This is a genomic window from Sphingopyxis indica, assembly GCF_900188185.1.
GTDB lineage: Bacteria > Pseudomonadota > Alphaproteobacteria > Sphingomonadales > Sphingomonadaceae > Sphingopyxis > Sphingopyxis indica.
This window is the reverse complement of record NZ_FZPA01000003.1, coordinates 38,534-53,433: the sequence shown is the minus strand read 5'-3', so window position 1 is coordinate 53,433 and position 14,900 is coordinate 38,534. Positions and strand designations below refer to the sequence as shown.

Sequence of the window (14,900 nt, the reverse complement as noted above, 5' to 3'; positions counted from 1 at the left end):
CATCGCACGTTGAATTAATCGCATTGCATCCTTATCTGCGCCGGGCGTTATTGTTTCAGGCAGCAAGGGGATGCGGCGGATGGCTCACCCATCTTCGCGGCGCGGGCGGCGGCCCGCCGATCAGGGCGACACCGAGCGCGGCATCCGCCTCGCGGCGCTGCGACGTTTCGCCGACCAGGGCTTTGACAGGGCGAGCCTGCGCGACATCGCCGCCGATGCCGGGGTCGACGCCGCGCTGATTTCCTACAAGTTCGGATCGAAGCTCGGCCTGTGGAAAGCCGTGGTCGAGCGCGTCGGCACAGTGACGCTCGAACAGATCGCCGCCGCCGCCGCCGCGAAGCCCGATCGCGGCGAACGCCCGCTTGCCGCCGCGATGGAGGCGCTGATCGACGTTTATTGCGCCAACGACACCGTGCCGCGCTTCCTGCTCCGCGACGCCGGGCACGACCCGCAGCGCGCGGCGTGGGTGTTCGACCATGTCTCGCAGCCGTTGCTCGACCATTATCTGCCGCTGATCCGCGCGGCGCACGATGCGGGGGAGATGCGCGCGCCGATCCCCGAGATGGCCTTCCTGACCTTTGCCTATGGCGTCGCGGTCAATGTCGTGCGGCGCGACATGCTTACCGGCTATGCGCCGCAGCTCGCGAACGACGATGAATTTCGCGCCGCGCTCTGCGACACGCTGATCGCGCCGCAGCTTCGTCATGGCTGATCCCGCGGCCTCCGGCGAGAGCGGCGCCTATGTCTTCAAACCGCACGAGCGCCCGTTCATGCCCGGATCGCCCGCGTCGCCCGATCATCCGGCGCCGCGCAAATTCGGCTATCTGCTGATCGGCCTCTATCTCGCGATCATCGCGGGCTTTCAGAACGGGCTGCTGATCGCCAACCTCACCGTTCTGCAAGGACATCTCGACCTCACCCCGGTCGATACCGGCTGGGTCACCGTCGCCTATAATATGACCAATGCGTGCATGAGCATATTGCTCTACAAGTCGCGCCAGCAATTCGGCATCCAGCGTTTCGTGCGCGTGATCATGATCGCGCTGCTGCTCGCCAATTTCCTCCAGCTGTTCGATGCAGGCTATCGGATGGAGCTCGTCGCGCGCGGGGTTTCGGGGATTGCGGCGAGCGGCCTGACGACGCTCGCCGCCTTCTATCTGATGCAGGGGTTTCCGCAGGAAAAGCGCATCGCGGGCTTCCTGCTCGCGATCGGGCTCGCGCAGGTCGCGGTGCCGCTCGCGCGCGCGATCTCGCCGCTGCTGCTCGCCGACGGCGACGTCTATAATCTCTTCGTCTTTCAGTTCGCGCTCTCGCTCGTCGCGGTCGGGCTGGTCAATATTCTTCATCTGCCGCCTGGCGAGACGATCCGCTCGTTCGAAAAGCTCGACCTCTTGACCTTTCCGATGCTCGCGGTCGGCGTCGGGCTGCTCTGCGCCTTCCTTGTCCAGGGGCGGATCGTGTGGTGGACGACGCCGTGGCTCGGCGCCGCGCTCGCGGTGTCGGTGCTGCTCATCGGGACGGCCTTCCTGATCGAGCACAACCGCGCCAACCCGATGCTCCAGACGCGCTGGATGGGCAGCCGCGACCTCGTCAAATTCGCTCTCACCGGTGCGCTGGTGCGCGTGCTGACCTCCGAGCAGAATTTCGGATCGACCGGCCTTCTATCGACGATCGGCCTCGTCAGCGATCAGCTCGTCCGCTATTACGCTGTCCTCTCGGCCGCGACGCTCGCCGGCGCGCTGCTTGCGATCCTGACGCTCAACCCCGCCGACCTGCGGCGCCAGACGCTCGTGTCGCTCGCGGTGATCGCTTTCGGCGCCTTCCTCGATACCCATTCGGGGCTGCGCACCGGCCCGGTGAACCTCTATTTCTCGCAGGCCGCGATCGCCTTTGCCGCGGTCTATTTCATGGGGCCGATGCTGATGGAGGGGCTGCTGCGCGCGCTGTCGAAGGGGCCGTCCTATCTGGTCAGCTTCGTCGGCGTGTTCAGCCTGTCGCAGACGCTCGGCGGGCTTGCCGGTGTCGCCGCGCTGTCGGCGTTTCACACGCTGCGCACCAAGGCGCATCTGATCACCTTCGCGAACAGCATTTCGCCCGCCGACCCGGATGTTGCGCAGGGCATCGGCCGCATCGCCGCGGCGCAAGCGGGGACGATGACCGACCCTGCGCTGCGCAGTGCCGTCGCCGGCGCACAGGTCGTGCGCGAGGCGATCCGCGAGGCGGCGATCCTTGCCTATAACGACGTCTTCTTCGTGATCGGATCGCTCGCGGCGCTGGCGTTCGTGCTGATGTTCGCGCGCTGGATCCACGACCGCCGCCGCGGCCACAATCCGCTCGCCGCCGAACTCGCCGCCCTACAGAAGATGAGAGCCGGAAACCAATGAGTCAGGAACAGGAAACATCGTCCGAAACGCCCGCCGAAGCACAGGAGGGCTGGAAGCCGCCGCGCTCGCGGCCGCGCGTCATCCTGTTCGGGTCGCTGATCCTGATCGGCGTGCTCGCGATCCTTTATGCCTGGGGCCTGCCGCCCTTCCGCGCCGCGAGCCAGACCACCGACAACGCCTATGTTCGCGGCCAGACGACGATCATCGCCCCGCAGGTCGGCGGCTATGTAACCGACGTGCTCGTGCGCGATTTCGAGCGGGTGAAGAAAGGGCAGGTGCTGGTGCGGATCGACGACCGCATCTATCGCCAGCGCGTCGCGCAGGGGCAGGCGAATATCGCCGCCCAGTCGGCGAGCCTCGAAAACAGCGCGCAGAGCCTGCGTTCGGCCGAGGCGCAGGTGCAGCTGCAAAAGGCCGCGGTCGCGAGCGCCAGGGCGCAGCTCGCGCGGGCGCAGGCCGATATGCGTCGCGTCGACGAACTCGTCGATGCGGGGTCGGTGTCGCTGCGCGAGCGCGACCAGACGCTCGCCGCGCTGCGTCAGGCCGAAGCGGCGGTGCGTCAGGCCGAGGCGCAGCAGGCGATCGCGGCGCAGCAGGTGCGTTCGGTCGGGGTCGGCCGCGCGGGGCTCGAAGCGGGGGTCGAAAATGCGAAGGCGCAGCGCGGGCTCGCCGACATCGACCTCGAAAACACGGTGATCCGCGCGCCGCGCGACGGCCAGCTCAGCGAGGTGACGGTGCGCGTCGGGCAGCTCGTCAACCCCGGCACCCAGCTCATGTATCTCGTCCCCCAGCGCCACTGGATCGTTGCCAATTTCAAGGAAGCGCAAACCGCGAAGATCCGCGTCGGACAGTCGGCGAGCTTTCGCGTCGACGCGCTCGGCGGCGCGAAGCTGACCGGCCATGTCGAAAGCATCGCCCCCGCGGCGGGCAGCGAGTTCAGCGTCATCAAGCCCGACACCGGATCGGGCAATTTCGTGAAGGTGCCGCAGCGCATCGCGGTGCGCATCCGCATCGACGCGGGGCAAAAGCTCGCCGCGCGGCTCGGCCCCGGCATGTCGGTGGTCGCGACCGTCCATACGGGTGCCGACTGATGCGGCGCGCCGTCCCTCGCGCCGCGCTGCTGCTGCCGCTGCTGCTCGCCGCCTGCGCGCCGGCAATCGGCCCGCGCCCGTCCGCGAGTGCGGTCGCGCCGCCCGCCGGCTGGCGCACCGACCTCCCGGCAAGCGGCACGATCGACGCCAGCTGGTGGACGCGCTTCGGCGATCCGCAGCTCACGGCGCTCGTCGAGCAGGCGCGCGCGAACAATGTCGATCTCGCGATCGCCGCGGCGCGCGTTGCCGAGGCGCGCGCGCAGGAGCGCGCCGCGCGCTCGCTGCTGCTTCCCTCGCTCAGCGTCGGCGGTCCCGCTGCCGAATCGCGCAGCCTCAACGCCTTCGGGGTCGCGACCGAAGCCTTCGCGGCGCAGCCCGCCTTTCAGGCGTCCTACGAACTCGATCTCTTCGGCCGCAACACCGCGCAGCTCGATGCCGCGCAGGCCAATGCCGCGGCGGTCGCGGCGGCGCGCGAGGCGGCGATGCTGTCGGTCAGCGCCGCCGCCGCGAGCGGCTATGTCACCTTGCTCGCGCTCGACGAACGGCGCACGCTGCTCAAAGAGACGCTGACCTCGCGCGGCGAGGCGCTGCGCATCGCGCGCGACCGGGCCGAGGCGGGTTATACCTCGCAGCTCGAACTCAGGCAGGCCGAGGCCGAATATCGCGCCGCCGAGCAGCAGATTCCGGCGATCGAGGCAGCGATCGCGCGGCAGGAAAATGCGTTGTCGCTCCTTGTCGGCGATACGCCCCACGCGATCGTGCGCGGCGGCGATTTCGATGCGCTGACCGCGCCCGCGGTGCCCGACCTCTTGCCCTCGGATCTCGTGCGTCGCCGCCCCGACATCGCGCGGGCCGAATATGCGCTCGCCGCGACCGACGCCAATCTGCGCGCCGCGCGGGCGCAATTCCTGCCGCAGATCCGCCTGTCGGGCTCGGCGGGCGCGGTAGTCTCGTCGGCGCTGTCGGACCCGGCCGGCATCTGGTCGATCGGCGGCAGTATCCTCGCGCCGCTGTTCCAGGGCGGGCGGTTGCAGGGGCAGTTCGACGCAGCGACCGCACAGCGCGACCAGGCGGCCTTCGCCTATCGGGGGGCGGTGCTCACCGCCTTTCGCGAGGTCGAGGACCAGCTTGCGCTGATCGACCGTCTCGGCGTGCAGGAAACTGCGCTCGTCGCGCAGCGTGCCGCGGTCGCCGATGCGTTGCGCCACGCGATGAACCGTTATCGCGCGGGCTATTCGCCCTATCTCGAGCAGATCGAGGCGCAGCGCGCGCTGCTCGCGGTCGACATCCAGCTCATCCAGCTGCGCACCGATCGGCTGAACGCCTATGTCGCGCTCTATCAGGCGCTCGGGGGCGGGGCGCCCGGCTGACACACGCACATCGCCTCTGGACCTTTTGCGCGGATACATTATATACCGACCGTTATGGAAAGCGAAACCATCCCCGCGACCAAGGGGCGCCCGCGCGAATTCTGCGTCGATCAGGCGCTCGCCGAGGCGCTGCGCGTCTTCTGGACCAAGGGCTATGACGGCGCCTCTATGGCCGACCTGACCGAAGCGATGGGGATCACCAAGCCCAGCCTCTACGCCGCCTTCGGCAACAAGGAAGCGCTGTTTCACAAGGCGCTCGACCTCTACGAATCCGAAAAGCTCGACTATACGCGCGCCGCGCTCGAACAGCCGACCGCGCGCGCGGTCGCCGAATATTATCTGCGCGGCGCGCTCGACCGCCATTGCGGCGGCGAAGATCCGAAGGGCTGCATGGGCCTGCTCGGCACGCTCGCGTGCAGCCCCGAAGCCGATTCGATCAAGGCCGACGTCGTGCGCCGCCGCGCCTCGTCGCAGCGCGCGCTCGTCGAACGCTTCGCGCGCGCAAAGGCGGAGGGCGAACTGCCGGACCATATCGACCCCGAAGGGCTGACGAGCCACATGCTCGCGATCCTGCAAGGCCTGACGGTTCAGGCGAGCGCCGGCGCGCCGCGCGCCGAGCTCGAGCGGCTGGTCGAAACAAGCCTTGCTTTATGGCCGAGCAGATAATTCTGTAACAGCTGGTATAAAACTCCTTGACAAGATGAACGGCGGATTTATATACCGCATAGTACAGATGGTCGGGGCGTCGAGTTCGCCGCGACGAGCGAAGGGAACGCTTATGCCCAACTGTCCGTTCACCAAGGCCTAGTTCGCTAGACCAACCCAGATAATTTGCGAAAGACCGGTTGCGACGCCCGCGGGGCGGCGGACGGGTTTTCGACTCCGAAATCTCCCCTCGCCGGGCGCAAGCGTCCCGGGGCGAAAGCCCCCTTGCGCCCGGCCCATGTCCAAGGAGGACCGGCCATGGCTACACTTGCCCTTGCAGAGCGCCCTGCGCGCGCTTTCGAATCCGCAATCCCCGGCGCGAAGCTGTTGCCCGCGCCGCGCCTCTCCGCAGCCCCCGTAGCGCCGAAAGCCCAGAATCCCGCAGGCTTTTCGGCGCTGGAATGGTCGGTCGTGATGCTCGCGCGTCACGACCGGCCATCGAGCCTCCGCGAACCCGGCCGCATCGCGAAAATCCTCGCCGCGCTGTTCGGGAACGGCGTCAACCGGCGGCTCGCCGACCCGAAGCTCGAGGCGCTGCGCCGCATGGCGGTGCTGACATGGCACCACAGCTATTCGGTGCCGAAGGCCGAGCTCAAGGCCTTCTTCGACGCGGGCTATTCGCCCGACCATTATGAACTGCTCGGCAAGCGCGTCGCCGAAGTCCATGTCGCGCGCCTCTTCCGGAAATAGTCTCTCCCTCATTTCGAAAGTCGCTCTCCCCATGAACATGCTCTCCCCGATCCGGCGCGAGGAGGCGGCGAAGACCGCCCCCGCGTCGGCCGCTACCCAGCCGTCGCGCCGCTGGCGCCGCGCCCTCCAGATCGGCCTGCCGCTCGCGATTCTCGTCGCGGCGGGCTATGGCCTCACCCACCGCGAAGGCCCGGCGAATGCCGCGCCGGCGCTCCCCGTCGTCACCGTCGCCGCGCCGCTGGTGCGCGAGATCACCGAATGGGACGATTATGTCGGCCGCTTCGAGGCAAGCCGCTCGGTCGAGGTGCGCCCGCGCGTCTCGGGCCAGCTCACCGGCATCCACTTCACCGACGGCCAGATCGTGCGCAAGGGGCAGCTGCTCTTCACGATCGACCCGCGCCCGTTCAACGCCGCGCTCGCCGAAGCACAGGCTGACGCCGCGAGCGCGCGCAGCAACCTCGCGCTGGCGCGCACCAACCTCGCGCGCGCCAACCGGCTGATCGCCGACGACGCGATCTCGCAGAGCGACGTCGATCAGTTGAACGCCGAAGTGCGCGCGGCGACCGCGGCGCTCGCCGCCGCCGAGGCGCGCGTCCGCTCGCGGTCGCTCGACGTCGAATTCACCCGCGTCCGCGCGCCGATCGGCGGCCGCATTTCGGACCGCCGCGTCGACCCCGGCAACCTCGTCGCGGCGGGCGAGGGGGCGGGCACGCTGCTCACGACGATCAACGCGCTCGACCCGATCTACTTCAGCTTCGACAGTTCGGAGGCGCTGTTCCTCAAGGCGCAGCGCGACCGGCAGGCGGGCCGGACGACCGGACAGCAGGTCGAGGTCCGGCTGCAGGATGAAAGCGACTACAACTGGAAAGGCCGTGTCGATTTCACCGATAATGCGATCAACGACCATTCGGGGACGCTCCGCGTGCGCGCGGTGATCGACAATCCCGACAATTTCCTGACCCCCGGCATGTTCGGCAACATGCGGCTCGCGCAGGGCGGGCAGGTGTCGGCGCTGCTCGTCCCCGACGCCGCGGTGCGCACCGATCAGGCGCGCAAGCAGGTGTTCGTGGTCGCGAAGGACGGCACCGTCGCCGCGCGGCCGGTCGAAACCGGCCCGCTCGTCGCCGGGCTGCGCGTCATCCGGTCGGGCCTGACGGCACAGGACCGGGTGATCGTGCAGGGCATCCAGTTCGCCCAGCCGGGCGGAAAGGTGACGGCGAAGCCGACGACGATCAAGCCGAAAGCCGCGCCCGCCGCGACCGCGATCGGCGAGGGACAGTCGCCCGCCGCTTCGCAGGCCACGCTCGCGGGATAAGCGCGCCCTTCGCCCCGGCGCCGTCCGGGGCGAGGGCCGCCCGCCGTCCGATTTCCATCTTTTGCCGGCCCCCGGTGGGCCGAGGAGGCTCGACATGCGTCTCAGCCATTTCTTCATTCGCCGCCCGATCTTCGCGGGCGTCATCGCGATCATCATCACGATCATCGGCGCCTTCGCCTATTTCGGGCTGCCGGTGTCGCAATTCCCCGCGGTCGTCCCGCCGACGGTGACGGTCAGCGCCAATTATCCGGGCGCGTCGGCCGAAACCGTCGCCGACACCGTCGCGGCGCCGATCGAGCAACAGATCAACGGCGTCGACAATATGCTCTATCAGTCGTCGCAATCAACCGGCGACGGGCGGCTGACGATCACCGTCACCTTCAAGCTCGGCACCGATCTCGATACCGCGCAGGTGCTCGTCCAGAACCGCGTCGCGCTCGCTGAGCCGAGCCTGCCCGAAGAGGTGCGGCGGCAGGGCGTCGTCGTGCGCAAGACCTCACCCTCGTGGCTGATGGCGGTCAACGTCCTGTCGCCCGACGGCTCGCTCGATCGCAGCTATGTTTCCAACTATGCGCTGACCCAGCTCAAGGACCGGCTGACGCGCGTCGACGGCATCGGCGACGTGCAGGTGTTCGGCGCCCGCGACTATGCGATGCGCGTGTGGATCGACCCCGGCCGCGCCGCCGAGCTCAACCTGACCGCGGGCGACATCGTCACCGCGCTGCGCGCGCAGAATGTCCAGGTCGCCGCGGGCGTCGTCGGCCAGCCGCCGTTCGACACCGGCGCCGCGCACCAGCTCAATGTCGAGACGCAGGGCCGCTTCAAGACCGCCGACGAGTTCGCCAATATCATCGTCCGCACCGACCCGACGGGCGCGATCACGCGCCTGCGCGACGTCGCGCGCGTCGAGCTGGGGGCCGAGGATTATGGCGTCAACGCCTATCTGTCGGGCCAGGATTCGATCATCATGGGGATCACCCAGCGGCCGGGCACCAACGCGCTCGCCGCCGCCGAAGGGGTGAAGGCGCAGCTCGCCGACGCGGCGAAGAGCTTTCCCAAGGGCCTCGAATACCGGATCATCTGGAACCCGACCGAGTTCATCAGCGAATCGATGCACGCGGTGCAGAAGACGCTGCTCGAGGCGATGATCCTCGTCGTCATCGTCATCATCGTCTTTCTGCAGAGCTGGCGCGCCGCGATCATCCCGATCGTCGCGATCCCCGTATCGCTGATCGGCACTTTCGCGGTGCTCGCCGGGCTCGGATACTCGCTCAACACGCTGTCGATGTTCGGCCTCGTGCTCGCGATCGGCATCGTCGTCGACGACGCGATCGTCGTCGTCGAGAATGTCGAGCGCAACATGGAGCACGGCCTGTCCCCGCGCGACGCCGCGCACACCTCGATGGACGAGGTGTCGGCGGCGCTCGTCGCGATCGTGCTCGTGCTGTGCGCGGTGTTCGTGCCGACGACCTTCCTCACCGGCATCACCGGCGAATTCTATCGCCAGTTCGCGGTGACGATTGCGACGGCCACCGTGATCTCGCTGATCCTGTCGCTCACCCTGTCGCCCGCGCTCGCTGCAATGCTGCTGCGCCCGCGCGCCGCCGAGGCTCCGGCGTCGGGTTGGCGCCGCTACGCCTGGCTCGCGGGCGACCGTTTCAACCGCGCCTTCGACCGGCTGAGCAACTGGTATGCCGACACCGCGCGCCGGATCATCGCCGTCCCGCGCAAGGCGCTCGCGACCTATGGCGGGCTGATCGTCGCGACCGCCGCGATCTTCTGGGCGACGCCGGCGGGCTTCGTGCCCGCGCAGGATCAGGGCTATGCGCTCGCCGCAATCCAGCTCCCGCCCGGCAGCTCGATCCAGCAGACCGACGCGGTGCTCAAGAAGGTGGTGAAGAAGCTGCTCGACGTGCCCGGCACCGAGGCGGCGGTGATGTTCGCCGGCTTCGACGGCGCCTCGGGCACGCAGGCGTCGAACGCCGGGGCGGCCTATGTCACCTTCAAGCCCTTCGCCGAGCGCGCGGGCACCGACCGCACCGAACGCAATATCGAGGACGATATGCGCGCGGCGCTCGCCGACGTGAACGACGCCTTCGTCTTCGTGATCCCGCCGCCGGTCATTCAGGGCATCGGCAACGGCGGCGGCTATCGCATGATCGTGCAGGACCGCAGCGACGCGGGCTATCAGGCGCTCGAACAGGCGTCGGGCCAGCTGATCGGCGAGGCGCACCAGCAGCGCGAGCTTGCGAACGTCTTCACCCTCTACAACACCGCGACGCCGCGCGTGTACGCCGACATCGACCGCGCCAAGTCCGACATGCTCGGCGTGCCGCCGTCGCGGGTGTTCGAGGCACTGCAGGTCTATCTGGGTTCGGCCTATGTCAACGACTTCAACCTGCTCGGCCGCACTTTCCGCGTCACCGCGCAGGCCGAAGCGGCGGCGCGCGACGATCCGTCGGACATCGCGCGCCTCAAGACCCGGTCGAACACGGGCGAGATGGTGCCGATCGGCGCGGTCGCGACCTTCAGCGACAGGACCGGTCCCTATCGCGTCACCCGCTACAACCTCTTCCCCGCGGTCGAGGTGGACGGCGAGACGGCGCCGGGATACTCGACCGGACAGGCGATCGAGGTGATGGAAAAGGTTGCCGAAAACCTGCCCGCGGGCTTCTCGGCCGAATGGACCGACATCGCCTTCCAGCAAAAGGCGGCGGGCAATATCGCGGCGCTGATCTTTGCGCTGTCGGTGGTGTTCGTCTTCCTCGTGCTGGCGGCGCAGTTCGAAAGCCTGATGCTGCCGCTCGCGATCATCCTGATCGTGCCGATGACGCTGCTTGCCGCGATGGCGGGCGTCAATTTGCGGGGTCTCGACAATAATATCCTGACCCAGATCGGCCTCATCGTGCTGATCGCGCTCGCGGCGAAGAATGCGATCCTGATCGTCGAATTCGCCAAACAGGCCGAAGAGCGCGGCGCGAGCGTGGTCGAGGCGGCGGTCGAGGCGGCGCGCGCGCGTCTCCGCCCGATCCTGATGACCAGCTTCGCCTTCATCCTCGGCGTGGTGCCGCTGGTCTGGGCGTCGGGTCCCGGCTACGAGCTGCGCCAGGCGCTCGGCACCGCCGTCTTCTACGGGATGATCGGCGTCACGCTGTTCGGGCTGATCTACACCCCGACCTTCTATGTCGTCTGCCGCACGATCGGCGACCGCATCGCGGCGCGTGGCCGGCAGGGCGGACAGGGCGCGCCGGCCCCCGTGGCAGCAGAATGATGGTGGCGACCGCGCAGAACCTTGGTGTGCTCCCGCGAAGGCGGGAGCCCATCTCCCGACGGCGCCATCTTGAACCCGTCGGTGATGGGTCCCCGCCTTCGCGGGGACACACAGTCCCAAATTTCAGGAGCCATTCAATGATCCTCCGCAGCTTCCTCATCGCAACCGTTTCCGCGCTGACGCTTTCGGCCTGCGCGGTCGGGCCGGACTTCGCGCGCCCCACGCCTCCCCCTGCGGCGTCCGGCCCGCTCCTTTCGGTCAAGGAGGGCGTGACGACCAGTGCGCCAGCCGACGCTGAATGGTGGCGGCTCTACAAGGACCCGGTGCTCGATGGCCTCGTCGCCGACGCGCTCGCGGCGAACACCGACGTCCGCGTCGCCGTCGCGCGAATCGCCAGGGCGCGCGCCGCCTTGCGCGAAGTGCGCGGCGACCGCCTGCCGTCGACCGATCTCAGCGCCGGCGCCACCTATGGCCGCGTCAGCGAAAGCCAGACCTTGCCCGGCGCCGACCGTGAGGGATGGCAGGTCGATGGCGGGCTGACCGTCGGCTACGAAGTCGACCTGTTCGGCCGCGTGTCGCGCGGGGTCGAAGCGGCGCGCGGCGATCTGGCGGCGGCACAGGCCGATGCCGATGCGGTGCGCGTCACCGTCGCGGCCGAAACCGCACGCGCCTATGCCGACGCGGCCTCAGCGGCCGAGCGGCTCGGCGTCGCGCGGCATATCGTCGACCTGCTCGACAAGTCGGTCGCGCTCACCGCGCGCCGCGCCGAGGTTGGACTGACGACGAAGCTCGACACCGCGCGCGTCGCCGCGCTGCGCGACCAGCGCCGCGCCGACATTCCGGCAATCGCCGCCGAGCGCGATGCCGCGCTCTTCCGCCTTGCGACCCTCACCGGCCGCGCGCCCGCCGATCTGCCGCCGATCGCGGCCGAGCGGCAGACGACCTTGCGGCTCGACCAGCCGATTCCGGTCGGCGACGGCGCCGCGCTGCTCGCGCGCCGGCCAGATGTGGCCGCCGCCGAGCGCCGCCTCGCCGCCGCGACCGCGCGCATCGGGGTCGCGACCGCCGACCTCTATCCGCGCATCAGCCTCGGCGGCTCGATCGGGCAGACGAGCACGGGCCTTGGCGACCTGTTCGGCGGCGGCCCGCTCCGCTGGCTGCTCGGGCCGCTGATCAGCTGGTCCTTCCCCAATCAGGAAGCGGTGCGCGCGCGGATCGACGGCGCCGAAGCCGACAGCCAGGCCGCGCTCGCCGAATTCGACGGCACCGTCCTCGGCGCGCTCGAAGAGACCGAAACCGCCCTCTCGACCTATGCACATCTTCTCGACCGGCGCACCGCGCTCCAGTCGGCGCGCGACCAGGCCGAAACCGCGGTCCGGATCACCCGCGCACAGCAGCGCGAAGGCGCGATCGACGGGCTCGAAGCGCTCGACGCCGAACGCACCTTCGCCGAAGCCCAGGCTTCGCTCGCGCTCGCCGACGCGCGCATCGCCGATGCGCAGGTCGACCTGTTCCGCGCGCTCGGCGGCCGCTGGTCGCAGGGGTAGCGGCAGCGTCCGAGCATCAATAGGCCGTGTGTCCCCGCGCAGGCGGGGACCCATCGCACGGCGGTGCCATATAGCATGGTTCGGAAGATGGGCTCCCGCCTTCGCGGGAGCACACGGCTATTTGGATCGGACCGAGCCAGTCTACCGCAACCCCAATCTTTCGGCGAGGAAGTCGACGAACACGCGGACCCGCGCCGGGGTATTCGCTCCGCCCGCGAAAACCGCGTGGATCGTCTCGACGTCGCCCGGATTATAGTCTTCGAGGATCGGGACGAGCTCGCCGCGCGCGATCTCGTCGACGACGCTGAACGCTCCGACGCGCGCGATCCCGACTCCCGCCGCCGCGAGCTGTCCCAGCGTTTCGCCGTTGTTCGCTTCGATATTCCCCTTCACCGACAGCGCGAAATCCTTGCCGTCGCGGCGAAAGGGCCACACCGGCTCGGCGCGGCGGAAGTTGAAGTTCAGGCAATTGTGGCCGAGCAGATCCTCGGGAAGCTGCGGCGTGCCGTGGCGCGCCAGATAGGCGGGCGAGGCGATCACGACGCGCCGGTTCTCGCCGAGCTTGCGCGCGGTGAGCGGGCTGTCGGCGAGCGGGCCGAAGCGCACCGCGACGTCGGCCTCGCCCGCCGCGACGTCGACGAGCCGGTCCGAGAGGCTGATGTCGACCACTATATGCGGATAGCGGCGCGCGAACTCGCCAAGCCGCGGGACGATGCACAGCCGGCCGTGCGCGTGCGCGGCGCTGACGCGCAGCCGCCCGCGCGGCGCGCCCTGGTCGGCGATCGCCTGTTCGCTGTCGTCGAGGTCGGCGAGGATGCGCTTCGCCGAGCGCAGATAGGCCTCGCCCTCGGCGGTGAGCGCCAGCGCGCGCGTCGAGCGCAGCAGCAGCCGCACGCCGAGCCGCGCCTCGATCCGGTCGACCGTCCGGCTCACCGCCGACGGCGTGAGGTCGAGCCGGCGCCCGGCGGCCGAGAAACTGCCCTCCGCGGCGACCGCGGCGAACACTTCCATTGCCCGCGCGCGGTCGGCGCTTCCATCCATCTTTGCGTCCATTGCAAAAATCCTTGGCGCATCCGGCCGCTAATCGGTCGCATGACGCGCCTCTATCTATGCGCCCTATTCGCAATTGAAAGGGATGACCATGGATTATCGCCAATTGGGATCGTCGGGCCAGCGCGTTCCCGCGCACACCCCCTATCGCCAGCAGGAGGGCTTCGCCCGCCTGAACCCGGCGATGGTCTGACGGGACGAAAGACGATGAAGATCAATCCGGCTCTCCTTGCCCTTTCGATCGGCGCCTTCGGGATCGGCATCACCGAATTCGCGCCGATGGGGATGCTCCCCGACATCGCGACCGGGCTCGGCGTCTCGATCCCCGCCGCGGGGCTGCTCGTTTCGGCCTATGCGCTCGGCGTGATGGCCGGCGCGCCGCTGATGACGCTCGCGACCGGGCGGATGAAGCGGCGCACCTTGCTGATCGCGTTGATGGGCATTTTCACGCTCGGCAACCTCTTGTCGGCGATCGCGAGCGATTATGCGATGCTGATGGCCGCGCGCGTGATTACCTCGCTCAACCACGGCGCCTTCTTCGGTGTCGGATCGGTCGTCGCGGCGAGCCTTGTCGCACCCGAACGGCGCGCGAGCGCGGTCGCGGCGATGTTCATGGGGCTGACGCTCGCCAACGTCGTCGGCGTCCCGCTCGCGCCGTGGATCGGCGAGAGCTTCGGCTGGCGCGCTGCCTTCGGCGCGATCGCGGTGTGGGGGCTCTTCACCATGGCGGCGTTGCGCGTCGCGCTTCCCGACATGCCGCGTGGCGAGGGCACCGACATGCTCGCCGAACTGGGCGTGCTGCGGCGGCGCGAGGTGCTCGTTGCGCTGGCGCTCACAGCGGTCGGGTCGGCGGCGATGTTCACGGTCTTCACCTATATCGCGCCGATCCTGCGCGAAGCGACGGGGGCGGGGACGCTGTTCGTGACCGCGATGCTCGTCGTTTACGGGCTCGGGCTGACGGTCGGGAACTGGCTCGGCGGGCTGTTCGCCGACAAGTCGATCGAGCGGACGCTGATCGTCGCGCTGGCGGCGCTCGCGGTGCTGCTCGTCCTGTTCGCCGCGACGATGTTTTCGGCGGCGGCAGCGGCGATCACCATCTTCGCTTGGGGCGTCGCGACCTTTGCGATCGTGCCGCCGCTCCAGATGCGCGTGATGGAGGCCGCGTCCGATGCGCCCAATCTTGCCTCGGCGGTTAATATCGGTGCCTTCAATCTCGGCAATGCGATCGGTGCGGCGCTCGGCGGCGCGGTGATCGGGCTGGGGCTTGGCTTCCCGGCGGTATCGCTCGCGGGTGCGGCAATGGCGGTTGCCGGGCTGGCGATCGTGCTCGCGTCGCGGCAGCGGAGGACATCCGCGGCGTGCCCGGCGGTGGCATATTCGGAACGCTGAAAATTCAAGCCATTATTGATCGAAATTTCCGATCAATGCGGCGCGGATTTCCAATTTCCGCACTGCACAATGAACCACTAGGGGAGGG

General features: G+C 68.8%; 11 protein-coding genes. 10 read left to right on the top strand and 1 reads right to left on the bottom strand.

The genetic code is table 11. From position 1 onward, the window contains the following. The first annotated feature begins 79 nt into the window (after positions 1-79). From CHB69_RS06265 to CHB69_RS06225, 9 genes are all read left to right on the top strand, one after another. The gene (locus CHB69_RS06265) at positions 80-712 is read left to right on the top strand and encodes a TetR/AcrR family transcriptional regulator (protein WP_245836577.1); all 633 of its coding nucleotides are present in this window, start codon (positions 80-82) and stop codon (positions 710-712) included. Beyond that, complete coding sequence (locus tag CHB69_RS06260; RefSeq protein ID WP_089215147.1) at positions 705-2,384, top strand: MFS transporter; 1,680 nt, start codon at positions 705-707, stop codon at positions 2,382-2,384. Before CHB69_RS06265 ends, CHB69_RS06260 begins: the two co-directional genes overlap by 8 nt. Then, positions 2,381-3,475: an HlyD family secretion protein gene (locus CHB69_RS06255; RefSeq protein ID WP_089215146.1), complete on the top strand. Its 1,095-nt coding sequence runs from the start codon at positions 2,381-2,383 to the stop codon at positions 3,473-3,475. The genes CHB69_RS06260 and CHB69_RS06255 overlap by 4 nt, the downstream gene beginning before the upstream one ends. After that, positions 3,475-4,845 carry an efflux transporter outer membrane subunit gene (locus CHB69_RS06250; RefSeq protein WP_089215145.1) on the top strand — a complete coding sequence of 457 codons (1,371 nt, stop codon included), beginning with the start codon at positions 3,475-3,477 and terminating at the stop codon, positions 4,843-4,845. Before CHB69_RS06255 ends, CHB69_RS06250 begins: the two co-directional genes overlap by 1 nt. A 54-nt stretch (positions 4,846-4,899) precedes the next feature. Next, positions 4,900-5,511 carry a TetR/AcrR family transcriptional regulator gene (locus tag CHB69_RS06245; RefSeq protein ID WP_089215144.1) on the top strand — a complete coding sequence of 204 codons (612 nt, stop codon included), beginning with the start codon at positions 4,900-4,902 and terminating at the stop codon, positions 5,509-5,511. A 297-nt stretch (positions 5,512-5,808) separates the two neighbouring features. Continuing rightward, positions 5,809-6,240 (top strand): hypothetical protein, encoded by a 432-nt coding sequence (locus CHB69_RS06240; RefSeq protein WP_089215143.1) that lies wholly within the window; start codon positions 5,809-5,811, stop codon positions 6,238-6,240. Between the two features lie 31 nt (positions 6,241-6,271). Further along, entirely contained in the window at positions 6,272-7,555 is a 1,284-nt protein-coding gene (locus tag CHB69_RS06235; protein ID WP_089215142.1) for an efflux RND transporter periplasmic adaptor subunit, read from the top strand. A 94-nt stretch (positions 7,556-7,649) separates the two neighbouring features. Beyond that, positions 7,650-10,826: an efflux RND transporter permease subunit gene (locus CHB69_RS06230; protein WP_089215141.1), complete on the top strand. Its 3,177-nt coding sequence runs from the start codon at positions 7,650-7,652 to the stop codon at positions 10,824-10,826. 137 nt (positions 10,827-10,963) lie between these two features. After that, positions 10,964-12,373, top strand: coding sequence for an efflux transporter outer membrane subunit (locus CHB69_RS06225; protein WP_089215140.1), 1,410 nt, complete (start codon positions 10,964-10,966; stop codon positions 12,371-12,373). Positions 12,374-12,514: 141 nt separating this feature from the next. Here CHB69_RS06225 and CHB69_RS06220 read toward each other — a convergent pair whose 3' ends face one another. After that, positions 12,515-13,426 carry a LysR family transcriptional regulator gene (locus CHB69_RS06220; protein ID WP_089215139.1) on the bottom strand — a complete coding sequence of 304 codons (912 nt, stop codon included), beginning with the start codon at positions 13,424-13,426 and terminating at the stop codon, positions 12,515-12,517. 204 nt (positions 13,427-13,630) lie between these two features. On the opposite strand from CHB69_RS06220, the gene CHB69_RS06215 reads away from it, so the two are divergent. Next, positions 13,631-14,812 carry an MFS transporter gene (locus CHB69_RS06215; protein ID WP_089215138.1) on the top strand — a complete coding sequence of 394 codons (1,182 nt, stop codon included), beginning with the start codon at positions 13,631-13,633 and terminating at the stop codon, positions 14,810-14,812. Positions 14,813-14,900 lie beyond the last annotated feature (88 nt).